Origin of the sequence: Fulvivirga imtechensis AK7, assembly GCF_000331535.1 — a bacterium.
GTDB lineage: Bacteria > Bacteroidota > Bacteroidia > Cytophagales > Cyclobacteriaceae > Fulvivirga > Fulvivirga imtechensis.
Genome location: NZ_AMZN01000087.1, coordinates 67,200 through 84,916 on the forward strand (window position 1 = coordinate 67,200; position 17,717 = coordinate 84,916).

Consider the following 17,717-nt stretch of genomic DNA (forward strand, 5'->3'; position numbering starts at 1 on the left):
AGAAATCTAATGATGAAAAATATATATAAAATTTTATTAACAGGTGTAATTGGATTGTTCTTATTTGCCTGTGAAGATGAGGATACCTTAAGGATCCCTCAGGATTTCGGAAAGGGTCCGAATGTGAGAATAATTGTGGATCCTGATTTTAGCTTCATTGACTTTGATGATTTAAGTAGCGCTAAGCTGCAATTTGATCTGTATTCGGAAAGTAAAAATTTGGGAACGGTCGAGATCAGGGCTTTCTACTCAAGTGGAGGAGTTAATTCTGATACTGTTACCATGAAAACTTATACGCAAGCTGATATCGATGCTGCCAATGGAGTACTAAAAGATCAGGATATTACTGCCCAGGCATTAGTAGATGCCTTGGATCTACCAGGAGGTCTTGGTGGCCTTGCCGGTGGGGACAGCTTTACTTTTTTAAATAGAACCACCATGGATAATGGTACGGTTTATCCGAGTACTACGGTTGGTGGAAATTCCAATGTGACACCAAATATCACGAACTCTTCGGCAACTACAAGTTTTACCACTTCGTTCACCCTGTTTGTGGGATGTCCTTCTGATCAGGCGGAGTTTGTAGGTACATATAGCTCTGTGATTACAACCAGTAATTTTGGAGGGTTTATCGGGAGTACAAATGATGAGGTAACTATCACCTTTAAAGGACCAGAGCCATTCAGATATCAGATTTCTGATATTTCCTCTCTGGCTTACGTTCCTTTTGGCGGGCAGGCTTATCCCGGAGATATCTACGATATCTGCGGCTCTCCGCAGATGCTACCTACAAACACTTTTGGTGCGACAGTAGATACAGGGGGTGGCACCTGGGACCCGGATACCGGTACTTTAACCTTGAATCTTTTTGAAAGCTTCAATGGACTAACCTGGACAGTTGTTTTAACCAAAAAGTAAAAAAATGAAGGCAAAAAATATATATAGTAAAGCTTTATTAGGTCTTAGCGCCATAATATTGCTGTTTTCCTGTGTGGATGACTTTGAAGATGCCAATCCCGCCCGGCAACTGGATGCTCCTTTTTTGAAGCTAACTGCCTCGGATGAAAGTGCGGTGGGTGGTGATGTTGTAGATTTTACCGTTTCTGTTATAGATGCTCCAGGTGTAATTAGCGATGTGGAGGTTTCAACTACCAATGATTTAGGAACTGTTGTTATTAACAAGTCGAGCATTGTTGGAAAGGAAAAAGGTTCATTTACTGTTTCGGTTACTATGCCTTTTAACTATAGCGGAGACTTTGAAGTTACTATTAAGGCAATTGACTCTCAAAAGGATACCGAGACCGGGGAAGTATCTCCTAAATCTACTTCGGTATCTGCCGTTGTAGAATTGGATTATAAATTTGCTGAACCTGATTTCGTAGTAGCGCTGGCGGATGCTGACGGCTTATTATATTCGGGAGAATCAACAGATTTTACAATTACTGTTAATAGTGTTCCCAGTGGTGGTGTAGCCTCAATAAGTATTGTGGGAGTGGGTGGAGTAGTAGACTTTGACCAGGCCGATATCGATGCTTTGATAGGTAAATCTACCGGAGTTATTACAGGTACGTTTACGGCTGGAGGTAATACTACTGATGGCGGAGTGTCTGTATTTATCAAAGATGAACTTCAGGAGGTGATTACCAATAAAGTGGCAGACATTGATGTGGTATGTCCTGCTGAAATAGATATGGCTGGTACTTATCGTGCAATATCACATGGGGTCACGAGAACGGGAGTTGAATACCATGCTCTTGAAGCAACGGTAACATTGACAAAAACTAACGATGGACAGTATGCCCTGGATGATAATTCATTTGGTGAGTACCCTCAGATTAGAGGTGTGGCCAAATCAGCAGGTTCTTTGAATATTTGCGGTAGCACAGTGACACCCATATCAGGAGCTTTCTTCCAACATAAAGGTACAGCCACTATTGATGGTGCAGATGTAACTATTGATATCGAATGGGTAAATTCAGCGGGGGATCAAGGAGTAACAAGACTGATCAGGCAGTAGAAGAGATTTAGATTGAATAAAAAGCCTCGAAAGAGGCTTTTTTATTTCTCACAAGCTCATTTTACATAAAAGTCTATTATCTCAACCAGATCCTTCCTATTATTAAACTTCAATTTTTCTTTTTTTGCGTATCGCAGTACCTCATCAAATTTATCCCCAAAAACGGCCTCGTTTTGCTTTTTTGAGGAGTGGATCTCTTTTACGCTGTTTTCATTTGCCAAATAGAAACTTTCTCTTTTTATCAGTTTGATATTTCTATCCCCGGCATTTAAGGCGGCTACATAAGTTGGGTCCCTCTCATATACCTCTGTTTTTGATAATAGCTGTATTTTTCCTCTTTCATAAATTATTTCGTACACCCCATGAATGCACGGTACTTCTGATTTGTAGTACCTGCAGTGGACAAAGCGTGATGAATCACCCATGGCATTAAACCACTTGAAGCTCTTAAAAAGTTTTTCATCGCATACTTTAGGCTGTCCTTGCACCAATATTTCGAGGTAATTTCCTTCAATGTTATATTTCAATGGATAGTTTTTAAAAATCAGCTTTGAGACCATGGTTACTTCTCCCATTTGCCAGTCGTCATTGATGTAGTAGGTTCCAACCACTTCGGGAGGGGGTAATTTAATTTCATCCACTACCCCTCCTGGGTTAACTGAACCGTCTATTATGGTCACTTTCCCGGCATGTGAATCTATGTGTTGCCCCAATGATAGAGTTGCTATTGCAGACAGCATTACAGGAATAAGTATTTTTTTCATATACGTATATTTTAGTATTGAGATAGCTCGAAGACGAGATCCAAGTCGAAAGTCCGAAGCGCATCACTGTAGATTCTCAACTGTTACTTTTTGCCAACTTCTTTTGGCAATTGCCAACTATTTCACGATCCTTATTTTTATTTATAGATCAAGCTATTGGAAAAAAGTGACATTATCTTCCCTATATTTGGGGGATTTTAAACAAAAAGTTGCTGAAAAAAGCTGAGGCTAAGGTTTTTTACCTGATCATAATTACCCAGCGAAATTTTCTGAGTAAGTTTTACAAAGGGTAGGATTTTTCTTGTTAACGATGTCATTTGGATATCACCAACCTCTTCTGCGGAATCAAGACTGTGGTCCCACGGATCACCGCTGGTTTGGAGATATAGCGGTAGCGGGTATTTTACAATTTGCCTTTTAGGGAAGTATTCCAGCGCTGCTCCACTCACATGAAGTGTATTACTGAAAAAGTTTCCCCACCAAAACATAGTGCGATAGGCAAAAACAGCTTCCTTTGAAAAAAGGCGTGGATAATCCAGTATCACGTAGGGCAGGCCACGGAAATTTTCACCTTTCGATATCTTGCCAGCCTTCAGAAATGCTCTTGAAGGAAATGGATCAGTTGTGTGTTCAACTTCCTTTTTAAGCGATGCCTCCAATTCTGCAAACAGATTAACTACCTTTTCAATAACGACTCTTTTGGTCAGTAGAAAATCCTTATCTGAAAGGTAGCGGATCTCTTTTTCAGTAAACAAATCAGAATTTATCTGGCGTCTGTATGATCTTAAAAACTACTTCATGAGGGTCGCCATCACTGTCTTTGAAATAAAATTTAACGAGTGGATTGTCCTGTGCAATGCGATTTTCAACTTTCACTATCTCATTGCCCGCCAGACGCTTACCTATTTCACCTTGTAATTCCTCAAGGGCCTGGGCTATTTCTACCTCAAGAGGGCTGGGATTGTATGTCGTAGTTTTCATTTATATAAGATAATTTTATGATCAAATGTATTTCTTTTTTTAACAAACTATTCTACACCTGGTTTTACCAACGTATCAACGATGAAGCCCAGGTAAAACCACTACCGAAGGCTGCCAGGCACACGAGATCACCGGTTTTAATCTTACCCTCACCCCATGCCTCGCTCAATGCAATTGGTATGGAACCGGCAGTCGTATTGCCATACCTCATGATGTTATTATACACTTTTTCATCAGGTAATCCAAGTTTTTGCTGTATGTAGTTGCTGATCCGAAGATTTGCCTGATGCGGGATGAGCATATCGATACTTTCTTTTGCGAGGTTATTGGCATCAAGGGCTTCCATGATCACTTCATGAAATTTGACTACCGCATGCTTAAATACCATGTTGCCGTTCATATGAACTTTAAATGTGGAGGTGTCCGTAATTTGCTCAGGCTGTCTTTCTGCATGAGGCCGGCTACTACCAGGATCTTTCACATATAACTCTTCGGCATAACGGCCATCAGAATGAAGATGAGACGACAATATTCCGGGTTGGCCGGAGGCCTGAAGAATAGCGGCACCGGCACCGTCTCCGAAAATAACAGCAGTATTTCGTCCACGAGTGGTGAGGTCAAGTGCGGTAGACTGTATTTCTGCTCCAATGACCAGTATAGTCTTGTACATGCCGGTCTTAATAAATTGATCGGCAGTAGACAATGCATAGATAAAGCCAGAACAGGCATTCCTGATGTCCAGGGCGCCAATAGATTCCAAACCAAGTTCGCGTTGAAGAAGTACGCCTGAGCCGGGAAAAAAATAATCCGGGGTGATAGTAGCCAGGATAATGAAATCTATATCTTCAACATTGAGATTCGCCCTCTCCAGGGCCATTCTGGCAGCTTTTGCCGACATATTAGCTACGGTATCCATCTTTGGGTCAATAAAACGCCTTTCATGAATACCGGTTCTTTCTACAATCCATTCGTTATTGGTATCCATCATTTCCGAAAGGTCCTGATTGGTAACTACCCGCTCGGGCACGTAATGGCCGAGACCTACGATCTTAGAATATTGCATGTAAAATATATTTTAAAAGGACCAAATATAGCTAAATTAAACTAATGTTAGTTAGTGTAAAAACCTTACGTGTAAAATCGGTATCTTGTATGAGTATTGAGATACCGGAGTATGCTGTGGCTTAGCTGTTTTCTGCTCAGGGCTCACGGCTAAACTAACTTTTGACGATCATATTACTCATTTATCTTTAGTGTATGATCTGTCTATGGTAACAGAATGTTTAACAAAAGACCAGCTTATGAAATTCATTTTCTTAACATTATTCGCATTTTCTGCTGCTGCCTATGCACAGGATGTGCCAGAGGAGGAGATCAAACGGCAGAACAGGCTGATGGAAGAGGCATTTAACAGGGGTGACCTGAGGGCCGTGGCAGAATTCTATCTGGATAATGCCTATTTATTGAGTCCGGCGGGCAAGGTAGTTACAGAAAGAGAGAATATTGACGCGTACTGGACAGGTATACAAAATCCGGTAAAATGGGAGCTTGAAGTCATTGAGGTATCACAAAGCGAAAAGGCTGTATACGAAAATGAATATTGGAAAGCCCTGAAAAACAAACCACCGGATTGGCGCGCTGCCGGTATAGATATAGGGACTAATAGCAACCTTGTTTATCAGTTGGGAAATTCCAGACTGACCGTGAGAGCCAATGATACCGAACATACCAGCGAAGTGGATTTTATTTTGGTATGGAAGTATACCGAGGATGGATATAAAATATTGATCGATACTTATACCTGGCAGTGACATGCAACCTTTTTACTTTTTTTGAGTCTAATAAGAGAATCTTTTCATTTTAGGTTTAAAAAACTTATACCATGCTCAAAAATTACTTCAAAATAGCCATAAGAAACCTGCTGAAGCAGTTCGGATACTCGTTCATTAACATATTTGGACTGGCGGTAGGAATAGCTTGCTGTCTTTTGTTGTCTCTATACATTCTTGATGAACAGAGCTATGACAAGTTTCACAAACACGCTGATCATATCTACAGGGTAAATACAGTGTACAATTACGGAGGTACGTCCGGTAAAATTTACAATACACCCACAGCGCTGCTACCGAATACGCTGCGGGAATTTTCTGAAGTGAAAACCGGCACCCGATTATTTGATGTGAGCATGTTTAGTCCGGTGGTGGTTCAGCGGGAAGACAAGCTGTTTCAAGAGAGCGACTTTCTATATGCGGATAGTTCTTTTTTTGATGTTTTTTCTTTTCAATGGGTAAAAGGTGATCCGGCCCGGGCGCTTGTTACCCCTTACTCGGTTGTGTTGACAGAATATGTCGCGAAAAAATATTTTGGCGATGAAGATCCTCTGGGAAAACTATTAAAAATAAACAATGCCCGGGATTATCAGGTTACGGGTGTGATCTTGGATGTGCCTCATAACTCGCACTTTCATTTCGATTTCATAGCCTCTTTTAATAGTCTGGCGGCTTCGAAAGAGGAAATATGGCACAGCGCTAACTATGCTACGTATATTGTTTTTGATAATCCGGCAAATAGATCCAAGCTTGAAGAAGGAATAAGCAAAATGGCGCTAAAGCAGATCGGAGAGGAGTTTACCAAAGCTGGCAATAGCCTTGCTTTTGACCTGATGCCAATCACCGACATACATCTATACTCTGATATTCCCAATGAATTTGAGCCACAGGGAGATATTAAAAGTATTTACATCTTCGGCCTAATTGGAATACTCATCCTGATCATAGCCTGTATCAATTATATGAATCTGGCCACCGCCCGATCAGCAGACAGAGCGAGAGAAGTGGGTATGAGGAAAGTTTTGGGAGCCTATCGCAAGCAATTGTTTTACCAGTTTATGGGTGAGTCATTCATTATTACCACAGCGTCCACAGTGCTGGCTTTTATCATAGTAGGGTCTGTTTTGGCGCCATTTAATGCATTCTCCGGTAAATTTCTCTCGGTTGACTCCCTTTTTTCTGAAACAATAATATTAGGTGCGGTCAGTACAATTGTGGTTGTAAGCTTACTGGCGGGGGGCTATCCGGCCCTCAGTCTTTCATCATATCAGCCGGGCACTGTACTTAAGGGCAGCTTTAAGAGATCATCAAAAGGAAGTATTCTAAGAAAACTGTTAGTAGTGGTACAGTTTTCGATTTCTATATTCCTGATCATAGGCACACTGGTTATTTACAAACAGCTCGGCTTTATGAGGGATAAGGAATTGGGTTATAATAAAGAGAATGTTTTGATCGTGCCCACCGACCGGCAAGTAAATAAAAACTTTGCCGCCATAAAATCACAGCTCGAAAGAAGGGCTGATGTAGTAGGGGTCTCTATTGGCTCTGAGAATCCGGCCAACATCAATGGAGGATATACCATACACGTGCAGGGGATGGAAAGTAACCAGACCCAGAGTGTGAATGCAGTAACCGTAGATAAGGATTTTGTCTCCAATATGGGGATGCAGTTGATGAGTGGAAATAACTTTACGGAAGCTGATGTGGAGCGGTCTACCAGGGAGAAATATGAAGACCGGGAGTATGGTTTTATTGTGAATCAACAGTTGCTCCGGGAAACAATGCTCGATCCTGAAGAGGTAGTTGGCTTGCGTGCGAGACTCAATGGTCGTGAGGGCAAGATAGTGGGGGTGGTAAGTGACTTTCACTTTTCTTCTCTTAAGAATAAGATCAATCCGGTAGTGCTTTTGATCGAGCCTGAGCAATATAATGAGATATTTATCAGGATCAAGCCGCACAGACTGAGCGAGACGCTCACTGAACTCAGCCATGAATGGAAAGCCCTGGTGCCGCACCGTCCGTTCGACTACCGTTTTTTAGACCAGGAATATGATGCCTTGTATAAAAGTGAAGTGAAATTGGGCAGTATTTTTACCCTGTTTGCCGGGCTTGCTATACTCATAGCCTGTTTGGGCTTGCTGGGACTGGTAGCCTTTACCGTTGAACAACGTACAAAGGAAATAGGCATTAGAAAAGTGCTGGGGGCTTCCATCGCGAATCTCTTTCTACTCATTTCGAAGGATTTTACAAAACTGGTGATTGTGGCATTTTTTATAGCTGCACCATTAGGCTACTACCTGATGACACGATGGTTGTCAGCATTTGAATATAAGGTAACTGTTGGTTTGGTGCCGGTGGCCGTGGCAGTTGTCATTGCGTTGTTCCTCTCGGTAGTAACTATCAGCTTTCAGTCAGTAAAAGCGGCTTTGATGAATCCTGTGGATAAATTGAGGAATGAGTAGCAAGTGCAGGCGAACACTTGGTTGAATACTTTGGCAGAGCGTTGAACAGGCCTGTTAATTTATAGATTTCTTAGATGTTTGTAAGAAAATCCTAAGTGGCTTTAAGAAAAGTTCCCGCCAAAGGGCGGGACGAAGTCCCAAAAAGCGGTAGTCTCGTCAGTTGTCGGGATGAGCATTTTTGGGACGAGCATAACGCAGACATTGGCGTTTTCTTAGAGATATTACTTACATAGGGGATCAAGCGGCATTTACAGGGGTACAGCAGTTTCGTGCAAACGGGCGGCCCCTTTTTTTTCTCTCATAACCCTTCTCGTATAAATAAAAACACCATGTAAGCAATGAAAGTAACCAGGTAAAGAAAGGCCTCCCACCTGTCCAGCTTTTTCTTGTTGATGGTAAACATGAACAGCAGCAGGAGTAGAGTGCCTCCAAGTAGAATATAAATATCCGTGTTAAAGGATGCATTGTATCTTAGCGGAGAAACCAGCGTACTAAGTCCTAGAACGAGTAGAATATTGAAAATATTAGAGCCAATCACGTTGCCGATAGCTATGTCGGCCTGTCGTTTATAGGCTGCAACAGCAGAGGTAGCCAGCTCGGGCAGGGAGGTACCGGCAGCGATTATGGTCAGGCCAATAAGTTTTTCGCTTACTTCAAATGCACGTGCTATGTCTACCGCGTTGTCCACTACTAACTTACCTCCATATACTAATCCAACGAGTCCACCAATGATGCGCAAAGCTGTGCCCCACCCGCCATATGTCTTAATGTTGCTTTCCTCTGCCTGCGTACCGGACCTCATATTGAAGAAAACATAAGTCAGAAACAAGCCAAACAGAGACATCAGCACAATGCCATCAATACGTGAAGATTCGTTGATACTACCTTCCCCGCCAAATATATTGTCGTTGATGAGAAAGAAGAGAACTAACGTGATAAACAGAGAAAAGGGCACTTCTTTTAAAACCGTATTCCTTTGAACTACAAGAGGATAGATGGTGCCAGAAACACCCAGAATCAGGAATAAGTTGAATATATTAGAGCCAATGATGTTGCCAAAAACCACATCACTATATCCATTAGTTCCTGAGATAATATTTACCACCAGTTCCGGGGCAGAGGTCCCTAACGCTACAATAGTAAGGCCTATGGCCAACTCTGATATGTTAAACTTTCTAGCTAGTGAAGAAGCCCCTCCTACCAGCGCCCCGGCACCCTTAATGAGCAAAATAAAGCCTAGTGCTACAAGAGCAAAGTGAATAATTAACGCCAATAGTACATAGTTTAGCCACTAAATGTAATGAATTCTTTTGAAATCAAAAATTTGATATCAGAAATTGGAAATATGAGATCAGAAATCGGGAATATGAAACAAAGGCTGGGTGTAATCAAATGATAATTGCGACAGCTTCCTTTCCACCACCTCGTGTTTAGATTTCCTTCCTATTTCAGATTGCAGATTTCCTATTTCAGATTTTACTGCAAATCGTGCTCAATTTCTGCGAGCAGTTTGTCCAAATCCTGATTAACAGCTTCGAAATCCTCCTTTGATGAAAGCTTTTTGTTCACGCTGATATAGAACTTTATTTTAGGCTCTGTTCCGGAAGGGCGTGCAGAGATCTTGTACCCATCCTCGGTAAAAAATTGTAGTACGTTGGATTTTTCAAAATCAATGGCGGTGGTTTTCCCTGAAACAAGATCCCTTTCTTCACTGCTTTGGTAATCAATTACTTTTATTACCTTTGATCCGGCCAGTTGCACGGGTGGGGTACTTCTATAGTTTTGCATCATCGATTTGATCTCATCGGCTCCTTTTTTACCCTTTTTGGTAAGCGAGATCAGTTTTTCCTTATAGAAACCGCATTCGGTATACACCTCGATCAGCAGGTCGAATAGTGACTTGCCCTGAGATCTGGCGTAGGCGCACATTTCAGCGATCATGGCACATGATGCAACAGCATCTTTATCTCTTACAAAATCGCTGATCATATATCCATAGCTCTCCTCACCACCGACAACAAATGTATTTTTGCCTTCCAACTCTCTGATAATAGACGCAATATATTTGAAGCCGGTTAAGGTATTATAGCAGGCCACCCCAAATCTTTCTGCAATCTTATCCATGAGTTGGGTTGTAACAATAGTCTTAACCACATATTCATTGCCTTCGAATTTGTTCAGTTCCTTCCAGCGCTTCAGCACATAGTACATAAGCAGGCTTCCCGTCTGGTTGCCATTCAGCAGTTGGAATTCCCCATTTTGATCCTTTATGGCAATGCCCACCCGGTCTGCATCAGGGTCGGTGGCCATCACCAATTCAGCATCTATTTCCTTTGCTTTTTGGAGGGCAAGCTTTAGGGCCTCAGCTTCTTCAGGGTTGGGGTATACCACCGTAGGAAAATTCCCATTCGGTTCAGATTGTTCCTCTACCACGTAGATATTCTCAAACCCAAAGTCCTTCAGGCACTGAGGTACAAGGGTAACACCCGTTCCGTGAATAGGGGAGTAAACGATTTTAATATCCTTTTGCTCTTTAATGCTGTCAGGACTCAGCGATAATTTTTTTATCTCATTCAGGTACAACTGATCTATTTCCTGTCCTATTTCTTCGATCAGCTCGCTTCTGGTGTCAAACTTAACTTCATCGATGGAACTGATCTTATTCACCTCATCTATTACGTTTTTGTCGTGTGGAGCAACCAATTGTGCACCATCATTCCAGTATGCTTTGTACCCGTTGTACTCCTTGGGGTTATGAGAGGCAGTGAGTACTACTCCGCTATGACACTTGAGGTGCCTGATGGCAAACGAAAGTTCGGGAGTGGGTCTTAGATCTTCAAAAAGATATACTTTAATATTATTGGCAGAAAAAACGGCAGCTACCGTTTCAGCAAAGTACCGGCTGTTGTTGCGGCTGTCATGGGCCAGCGCCACTTTTACCTGTTCATTGGGATATGTCTTTAAAAGATAGTTGGCCAGGCCCTGTGTAGCCATACCAATTGTATACTTGTTCATTCTATTCGAACCGATACCCATTATACCTCGCAACCCACCTGTTCCGAATTCAAGGTCTTTATAAAATGCTTCTGTTAGCGCTTCTTCATTTTTCATCAGGGACTCTATCTCGGCCTTAGCTTTAGGATCTATATTACTATCCAGCCAGCGCTGGGCTTTCTCAACGATTTCATTCATGGTATTTATCATAGTATCTAATTTTGAAGTGAACAGATGTTCCTGGGTCAATTAACAGCCATTCACAAAAAGGGTTTACGAATTTTTATAATCTGATTTTGCAGAAGATGGGGTGTTACTTCTACAATTCATTGTAAATTTAACGGATCGGAGGCGTTATCAAAACATTTATGGCCTGCAAGCAAATTATTTTGATGAAATCGGGCGATTGATTTATTATTATTTCGAAAAATATGTTTGCATGTTATTGTGAGACTCGTGAGTTTTGTATCCTCTTTTAAAAATTAACTTACAATAATGGATATCAAATCATTGGACAACGATCTTACTTCTTTGATTGAGAAGAAGAGGGAACTGAGCGAAATAGACTATAGCAGTGAAGATTATGATGTAATGGAAGAGGAACTGCACGATCTTGAAGACGATTTTCTGGAAAAATACGGGGATTATCTTGAAGACGCCTTTCATGAGGTACATGATGAATTTTGCCCTGATACCGATGTTTTGTTGCCCATTGCCTACCTTCCCGGAGAAGTAATCCCCGCAGATGGAGGTTATGACGTTGATTTTAAACAAGGGGTATATGTAGAGGTAGATGACTACCCCGGAAAAGAAACCAAACTGGTGCTATTGCCCAAACCTACAAGAATTATACTCCAAATCGACCCTCAAAATAAAGAAGTCGTTTGGACAGCTAAATAGAGTTGTCACTAGTCATTGGTCACAAGAAACTAGTGACCAGTGACCAGTAACCAGTGACCAGTAACCAGTGACCAGTAACCAGTGACCAGTAACCAGTGACCAGTAACCAGTGACCAGTAACCAGCAGCCAGTAACCAGCAGCCAGCAGCCAGTAACCTAGCTGCCTTCATTGACCCACCACTGATTGCCAAAGGGATCTTCAAAGCCTCCACCATAGCCATAGTCTCTTTTCTCAAGTGGCTGGAGGGAGGTGGCGCCATTTTGCAGCGCTTTTTGATATACATCATCTACATCATCAACAAAAATAAACATGCCTGACGGGGAGGGTTTAAATTCCTCACCTGAATCGGCAAACATGACCACTGCATTACCGATCCTGAGTTCGCCATGCATAATGCCTCTTTCGGCAGGCACTATCATCTGTTCAGTGGCGCCAAACACCTCCTTCATAAATCTGGCAAATTTTTCTGCATCTCTAAGGATCAGATAGGGCATAATAGGTAAATACTTATCCGGAATTTTCATAGATCTGTTTTTATTTAAAGAATTATCTCAAGCAAAAATGCCTGATGGCAAAGGGCAAAAATTGTAAAAAGGCGACATATTATGCATCACGCCACTCGGTTCCCTCAGCCTTCTTGTCAAAATAAACTTTCGGGTGGTACCCTGAAAATTCTTTAAAATCCCGGATAAAATGTGATTGATCATAGTATCCGCAATGATAGGCTATCTGTGTCAGCGTTTTATCTTTTGCATCGTATTCATCCAGGGTACTTTGAAACCTGACTATTCTTGAAAATAACTTAGGACTGAAACCCGAATATTCCTTAAACTTCCTTTCAAACTGCCTTACGGAGAGACAACTGTCCTGTGCCAACTGTTGCACCCTCATATCTCCTTTAGAGTGTATGATATCCTGCACTAACGAGGTGATGTAAGATCGCTCCGGCTGTGTCTTTCTCAGCCTGTTCTCCAGAAAGTTTGCCAGTAGTGTGACGCGGCTGTAATTATTTGATGCCAGCATGATCTTTTCCTCCAGTATCCTTCCTTCAGACCCTAAGAGGGTATCCAGGTCGGGCATTTCATTACTCAAAGCATCTGCCGGTAGCGAGAGGAAGTGCGGAATGGCAAAAGGATAGAGGTATACACCAAATATGCCAAACCCCTGAGTGGTTATAAAACGCCTGAATTTTTGCGACTGCCCGTGTATGCCGCTAACAAACGATTTCTCTCTATTATCAGGGTCCGTCACCTCGTCAAATGTGCCTTTGTAGTGAAAGATAAGCTCAGGACACCCACAGGCAAGTGAGCGATGTATGTATGGGGCCTCACTTTCCAGCACCCAGAAAAAACGGACGTGCTGTGCCAACTGCGGTGGGGGAGGTATAATTTGATAATTCATCAGACCCAGACGATAGTCTAATAAAAATAGAGGTTTTGGATCCTTTTGCCAAATTGCAACGCATGTATATATTAAGAAAAGGAATAACCTAAAGATACTTTGGCTATCCCTTTTGGCTTATTGAAATTGCAGTTGACCGATAAAAGGCAGAAGCCTGAAACTTCACCTAGCTTTCAAAACATAAACCAAACAACATTAGACTACAACTCGAAACTGTAAACTCGAAAACTTCAAACTGTGAACTGCGAACTCAGAACGGTGAACTCAGAACGGTGAACTATTAATAGTCTCCCAACGTCTCTTTCACCTGGCTGAGCGCCTTTTCAAGCTGCTCATCATTAGGAGCTACACCATGCCATTTGTGTGTACCCATCATAAAGTCAACACCAAAACCCATTTCAGTAGTCATCAGGTTCATGACAGGTTTTCCTTTGCCGGTAAGTGAGCGGGCTTCTTTTATTTTCACGATCAATGACTCCATGTCATTGCCATAGCTTTCTATTACATGCCAGCCAAAAGCTTCATATTTGGCTTTCAGGTCCTGCAGGTCAATTACATCTTTTACGGCTCCGTCTATCTGCTGACCGTTATAATCTATGGTGGCTACCAGGTTGTCTATTTTATGTGCAGCAGCATACATAGCGGCTTCCCACACCTGACCTTCCTGTTGCTCACCGTCACCCATGAGTACATATACCTGCCTATTATCTCCATTCAATTTTTTTGCTTGTGCAGCGCCTATTGCTACGGATAATCCCTGTCCCAGAGATCCTGACGCTACTCTTATGCCGGGCAGGCCTTCCTCAGTAGCAGGGTGCCCCTGTAGTCTTGAGTTCAACTTTCTGAAAGAAGCCAGCTCTGAGACCTCGAAATAGCCGTATCTGGCGAGGGTGCTGTACCAAACCGGAGAGATGTGCCCGTTAGAAAGGAAGAAAAGATCTTCACCAATACCATCAGGGTTAAAATTCTTATCGTGCTTCATGATGTGGAAATACATGGCCACGAAATACTCCGTACATCCCAGCGAACCACCAGGGTGGCCGGATTGTACTGCATGTACCATTCTTAAAATATCTCTCCTTACTTGTGAAGCAATTTTTTCTAGTTCTTCGATGTTGGGCTGGTTAGTCATCTTTATGTTTAAGCTCTAGCAGTAAATAAAGGTGCGAATTTACAGAAAACCTCTTGAATTCCATGAGCTAAACGACCATATAACCGGAAACAGGAATAAATTATTTTTTTGGTGTGCTAAAGGAGTTGAATTCAAAGATTCCCGCTGAGTTAAGAAAAAACCCTTATACGTAACCGATAAAACTCAATAAAGGCCGCTTTAAATAAATCATAATGATATTTTTCCTGCTCCTTAATGATGGGAATCATTGATTTTACTATATTGAAAGTTGTTACCTACAACATGTTTAAAGTATATATCAGTAACTCAACCTATTTTTTATATGAACTTTAGTGATCTCCAGGCCAAGTTAGTACGAGTATATTCCCATGAATTGGATCAGATGATCCGCCTCTATGCTAACTGACCGCATTTTTTGATCAACTACGTTTGAGTGTGTTATAACTATCAGAATGATCTCTGAGGTGATGTTATAGCACTAATGTAGTCCTTGGTTTAGTTAAGTTTAAAGAATCAAAAAGGCCGGCATTTGCCGGCTTTTTTGATTCTGCACAGGTCACACCAAAGGAAAGGGGATTGCTGCACTTCGTTGCAATGACGGTTTATTTTTTCTGCCGTCACTGCGAGCGACCGGTAGGGAGTGCGGCAGTTCCCTGAATTGGAACAACGCTTAAAGTCGTGAAGTAATATGGTTTTCGTTATCGATTGGGGGATTGCTTCACTGTGTTCACAATGACGGTTTATTTTTTCTGCCGTCACTGCGAGACTTAACATTTTTCACAAAAATGCACAAAATGAGATGACGGATTGTTCTATGGCAAAGCCTGCACACATAACCGGTCGTTCGATTAGTGCTAATTGCCTGGCTGCGAGTATGGTTGGGAAGAAAGGAGTCACAAATTATGGTACTTTTCTATTCTTTATGTTTAGGGAATGTCCGTTCGGTAGCCTTTCGTGTCATAAATTTCTTTCAGTGCGGCTTCCTACTAAAGAATTTTATTTTATGAAAAAGTTAAGAGTAAATACAGCCGGGATAGACATTGGATCAAAGAAAATATTCCTGGCAGTTGAAGGGGAACCTGTTCGGTCTTTTGAAACTTTCACAGAGGATTTTCGGCATGCAAGGGATTACCTGTTGTCCAAGGGCATAGAAACAGTAGCCATGGAGGCCACAGGGGTTTATTGGGTCATACTTTACGAAATGCTTGAGGAATCCGGATTGGATGTATGGTTGGTTGATGGCAGGCAGACCAAGCAAGTTCCTGGCCGCAAAACCGATGTTAAAGACTGTCAGTGGATACAGCAACTCCATAGTTATGGTTTGCTCAACCGCTGTTTTGTTCCTGATGAACAGGTCAAGGAAATAAGGGCTTATCAGCGAATGCGTGAAGATCACATCAGAACAGCGGCAATGCATGTAAACCACATGCAGAAAGCCCTGACAGAGATGAACATACGCATCAAAGAAGTGATTAGCCAGATTCATGGAGCGAGCGGTATAGCTATTATAAAAGCCATTCTGGAAGGTGAAAGGAACCCTGAGAAGCTATTGTCCCTTTGTCATAAAAGTATAATAGAGAAAAAGGCCCACCTGGTATTAAAAGCTTTGGAGGGGCATTACACGGAAGCAGGTTTATTTGCTCTTGGCCAGGCTTATCAGGCGTACTTGTTCTATCAGCAACAGATTAGCGCGTGTGATAAGAAAATCCAGGAAGCCATGGAACAGGCCAATAATTACCATCAGGACAAGGGCATCAGAGATGATATTGAATCGGCACAGGGTCGTAAGCCAGTTAGGCATAATAAGCCACAGGTAGACCATCTGGGAGGTCACCTGCTTAAAATATTTACAGGGAAAGATGCGACAAACTTACCTGGCATCACAGATTATACATGGTTACAATTATATGCTGAAACCGGGAGTAACCTATTGAAGTGGTGTACAGAAAAGCATTTTACCTCCTGGTTAGGCTTGTCGCCCGGACAGCATGAATCTGGGAAAAAGAAGAATACCAGAAACAAAAAATACAGACCAAAGGCCGGACAAATATTCAGACAAATAGCGCAAAGCCTGATAGAGAGCAAAAAAATAGCCCTTGGTGCTTTTGGTAGAAAATTAAAAGCTAAGCGAGGGGCTGGGATTGCTGTAAAGGCTACCGCCAGGAAACTAGCCGTACTTTATTGGAGACTGATGGTGAAAGGTCTTGATTACACCGAAAAAGGGATAAAGGATTATGAACAGAAAGTCAACCTACAGAAGGAAAGGTGGCTGTCAAAAGCAGCGAAAGAAATGGGATACCAACTTGTTGCAAATCAATATGTTGAATAATACGTCATCGGTAGCGACCGGTAGGGAGTGCGGCAGTTCCCTGAATTGGAACAACGCTTAAAGTCGTGAAGTAATATGGTTTTCGTTATCGATTGGGGGATTGCTTCACTGTGTTCGCAATGACGGTTTATTTTTTCTGCCGCCACTGCGACCGACCGATAGGGAGTGCGGCAGTCTCCTGAATTGGGACAACGCTTAAAGTCGTGAAGTAATATGGTTCTCGTTACCGATTGGGGAGATTGCTTCACTGTGTTCGCAATGACGATAAGTTGTGAGTTTTCTTACAGACCTCTTTGCCCATTGCTTCTGTCTACTGCCGATTGATCCAGGAACTCATTATCACGAAAAGCTTTACCAGTCCTTCCAGGCTTAGTAAAGCTGCTGATTACAGTATCTGGCTCGTATGCTCCTTTGTTTTTACTTTATCAATGATCTTTTCAATTTTTCCGTCTTCATCTATTACAAAGGTCACACGGGCTGTTCCCATATATTTTCTGCCATACATCTGCTTTTCTACCCAGGTACCATATTTTTCATGTATCTGCTTTTCCGTGTCTGCCAATAGCCTGAATGGAAGTTCCTGCTTTTCAATAAACTTCCTGTGCGACTTCTCATTATCAGTACTCACACCAAGAATCTCGTAACCGGCATTTTGAAATTCGGAATAATTGTCGCGTAAATTACATGCTTCCGCAGTGCAGCCCGGGGTGTTGTCTTTTGGATAAAAGTAAAGAACCACCTTTTTGCCTTTGAGATCAGAAAGTTTAACAGGATTTCCGTCCTGGTCATTCACTTCAAAGTCAGGGGCTTTGTCGCCTGGTTTAAGTTCCATAATTGTTGAATTAAAAGGTTCAAAATGTATCTTTCTGTCGCTGTAAATATAGAGGCTGGAGGAAGAAATCTGAAA

General features: G+C 42.0%; 16 protein-coding genes. 6 read left to right on the forward strand and 10 right to left on the reverse strand.

The window, feature by feature from the left end:
• Positions 1 to 9 precede the first annotated feature (9 nt).
• Both C900_RS23275 and C900_RS23280 read left to right on the forward strand, forming a co-directional pair.
• Positions 10 to 918 carry a hypothetical protein gene (locus C900_RS23275; protein ID WP_009582745.1) on the forward strand — a complete coding sequence of 303 codons (909 nt, stop codon included), beginning with the start codon at positions 10 to 12 and terminating at the stop codon, positions 916 to 918.
• 4 nt (positions 919 to 922) lie between these two features.
• On the forward strand, positions 923 to 2,017 hold the full coding sequence (locus tag C900_RS23280) for a hypothetical protein (RefSeq protein WP_009582746.1): 1,095 nt from the start codon (positions 923 to 925) through the stop codon (positions 2,015 to 2,017).
• Between the two features lie 56 nt (positions 2,018 to 2,073).
• Here C900_RS23280 and C900_RS23285 read toward each other — a convergent pair whose 3' ends face one another.
• The 4 genes from C900_RS23285 to C900_RS23300 form a co-directional block, all read right to left on the reverse strand.
• Positions 2,074 to 2,781: a hypothetical protein gene (locus tag C900_RS23285; protein WP_009582747.1), complete on the reverse strand. Its 708-nt coding sequence runs from the start codon at positions 2,779 to 2,781 to the stop codon at positions 2,074 to 2,076.
• A 197-nt stretch (positions 2,782 to 2,978) separates the two neighbouring features.
• Positions 2,979 to 3,536, reverse strand: coding sequence for a hypothetical protein (locus C900_RS23290; RefSeq protein ID WP_009582748.1), 558 nt, complete (start codon positions 3,534 to 3,536; stop codon positions 2,979 to 2,981).
• Position 3,537: 1 nt separating this feature from the next.
• A complete protein-coding gene (locus C900_RS23295; RefSeq protein WP_009582749.1) occupies positions 3,538 to 3,762 on the reverse strand; it encodes a hypothetical protein in 225 nt (74 codons plus the stop codon).
• Positions 3,763 to 3,826: 64 nt separating this feature from the next.
• Positions 3,827 to 4,825: a beta-ketoacyl-ACP synthase III gene (locus C900_RS23300; RefSeq protein WP_009582750.1), complete on the reverse strand. Its 999-nt coding sequence runs from the start codon at positions 4,823 to 4,825 to the stop codon at positions 3,827 to 3,829.
• Positions 4,826 to 5,063: 238 nt separating this feature from the next.
• Here C900_RS23300 and C900_RS23305 point away from each other — a divergent pair, with 238 nt between their 5' ends.
• Both C900_RS23305 and C900_RS23310 read left to right on the forward strand, forming a co-directional pair.
• Complete coding sequence (locus C900_RS23305) at positions 5,064 to 5,573, forward strand: YybH family protein (protein WP_009582751.1); 510 nt, start codon at positions 5,064 to 5,066, stop codon at positions 5,571 to 5,573.
• 71 nt (positions 5,574 to 5,644) lie between these two features.
• A complete protein-coding gene (locus C900_RS23310) occupies positions 5,645 to 8,053 on the forward strand; it encodes an ABC transporter permease (protein ID WP_009582752.1) in 2,409 nt (802 codons plus the stop codon).
• Positions 8,054 to 8,351: 298 nt separating this feature from the next.
• On the opposite strand, the gene C900_RS23315 is transcribed toward C900_RS23310, so the two are convergent.
• Positions 8,352 to 9,326, reverse strand: a complete 975-nt coding sequence (locus C900_RS23315; protein WP_157494157.1) for a calcium/sodium antiporter — start codon at positions 9,324 to 9,326, stop codon at positions 8,352 to 8,354.
• A gap of 203 nt (positions 9,327 to 9,529) precedes the next feature.
• Positions 9,530 to 11,257: a phospho-sugar mutase gene (locus tag C900_RS23320; RefSeq protein ID WP_009582754.1), complete on the reverse strand. Its 1,728-nt coding sequence runs from the start codon at positions 11,255 to 11,257 to the stop codon at positions 9,530 to 9,532.
• Positions 11,258 to 11,542: 285 nt separating this feature from the next.
• Between C900_RS23320 and C900_RS23325 the strand changes: the two genes are divergently transcribed.
• On the forward strand, positions 11,543 to 11,947 hold the full coding sequence (locus tag C900_RS23325) for a hypothetical protein (RefSeq protein WP_009582755.1): 405 nt from the start codon (positions 11,543 to 11,545) through the stop codon (positions 11,945 to 11,947).
• Positions 11,948 to 12,103: 156 nt separating this feature from the next.
• Here C900_RS23325 and C900_RS23330 read toward each other — a convergent pair whose 3' ends face one another.
• The 3 genes from C900_RS23330 to C900_RS23340 all read right to left on the reverse strand — a co-directional run bounded on the left by C900_RS23330 (position 12,104) and on the right by C900_RS23340 (position 14,481).
• Positions 12,104 to 12,472: a VOC family protein gene (locus tag C900_RS23330; protein WP_009582756.1), complete on the reverse strand. Its 369-nt coding sequence runs from the start codon at positions 12,470 to 12,472 to the stop codon at positions 12,104 to 12,106.
• Between the two features lie 79 nt (positions 12,473 to 12,551).
• A complete protein-coding gene (locus tag C900_RS23335; RefSeq protein WP_009582757.1) occupies positions 12,552 to 13,349 on the reverse strand; it encodes a helix-turn-helix domain-containing protein in 798 nt (265 codons plus the stop codon).
• A 280-nt stretch (positions 13,350 to 13,629) separates the two neighbouring features.
• Entirely contained in the window at positions 13,630 to 14,481 is an 852-nt protein-coding gene (locus C900_RS23340; protein ID WP_009582758.1) for a transketolase, read from the reverse strand.
• Positions 14,482 to 15,484: 1,003 nt separating this feature from the next.
• On the opposite strand from C900_RS23340, the gene C900_RS23345 reads away from it, so the two are divergent.
• Positions 15,485 to 16,810: an IS110 family RNA-guided transposase gene (locus tag C900_RS23345; protein WP_040497387.1), complete on the forward strand. Its 1,326-nt coding sequence runs from the start codon at positions 15,485 to 15,487 to the stop codon at positions 16,808 to 16,810.
• A 385-nt stretch (positions 16,811 to 17,195) separates the two neighbouring features.
• Here the strand turns inward: C900_RS23345 and bcp are convergent, their stop codons facing one another.
• Positions 17,196 to 17,642, reverse strand: coding sequence for a thioredoxin-dependent thiol peroxidase (bcp, locus tag C900_RS23350; RefSeq protein ID WP_009582760.1), 447 nt, complete (start codon positions 17,640 to 17,642; stop codon positions 17,196 to 17,198).
• Positions 17,643 to 17,717: the final 75 nt, after the last annotated feature.

Excerpts from the sequence above, each read along its gene's own strand:
- C900_RS23275 (WP_009582745.1), top strand. The coding sequence starts at position 10 with ATGATGAAAAATATATATAAAATTTTATTAACAGGTGTAATTGGATTG.
- C900_RS23280 (WP_009582746.1), top strand. The coding sequence starts at position 923 with ATGAAGGCAAAAAATATATATAGTAAAGCTTTATTAGGTCTTAGCGCC.
- C900_RS23285 (WP_009582747.1), bottom strand. The coding sequence starts at position 2,781 with ATGAAAAAAATACTTATTCCTGTAATGCTGTCTGCAATAGCAACTCTA.
- C900_RS23295 (WP_009582749.1), bottom strand. The coding sequence starts at position 3,762 with ATGAAAACTACGACATACAATCCCAGCCCTCTTGAGGTAGAAATAGCC.
- C900_RS23300 (WP_009582750.1), bottom strand. The coding sequence starts at position 4,825 with ATGCAATATTCTAAGATCGTAGGTCTCGGCCATTACGTGCCCGAGCGG.
- C900_RS23305 (WP_009582751.1), top strand. The coding sequence starts at position 5,064 with ATGAAATTCATTTTCTTAACATTATTCGCATTTTCTGCTGCTGCCTAT.
- C900_RS23310 (WP_009582752.1), top strand. The coding sequence starts at position 5,645 with ATGCTCAAAAATTACTTCAAAATAGCCATAAGAAACCTGCTGAAGCAG.
- C900_RS23320 (WP_009582754.1), bottom strand. The coding sequence starts at position 11,257 with ATGATAAATACCATGAATGAAATCGTTGAGAAAGCCCAGCGCTGGCTG.
- C900_RS23325 (WP_009582755.1), top strand. The coding sequence starts at position 11,543 with ATGGATATCAAATCATTGGACAACGATCTTACTTCTTTGATTGAGAAG.
- C900_RS23330 (WP_009582756.1), bottom strand. The coding sequence starts at position 12,472 with ATGAAAATTCCGGATAAGTATTTACCTATTATGCCCTATCTGATCCTT.
- C900_RS23335 (WP_009582757.1), bottom strand. The coding sequence starts at position 13,349 with ATGAATTATCAAATTATACCTCCCCCACCGCAGTTGGCACAGCACGTC.
- C900_RS23340 (WP_009582758.1), bottom strand. The coding sequence starts at position 14,481 with ATGACTAACCAGCCCAACATCGAAGAACTAGAAAAAATTGCTTCACAA.
- C900_RS23345 (WP_040497387.1), top strand. The coding sequence starts at position 15,485 with ATGAAAAAGTTAAGAGTAAATACAGCCGGGATAGACATTGGATCAAAG.
- bcp (WP_009582760.1), bottom strand. The coding sequence starts at position 17,642 with ATGGAACTTAAACCAGGCGACAAAGCCCCTGACTTTGAAGTGAATGAC.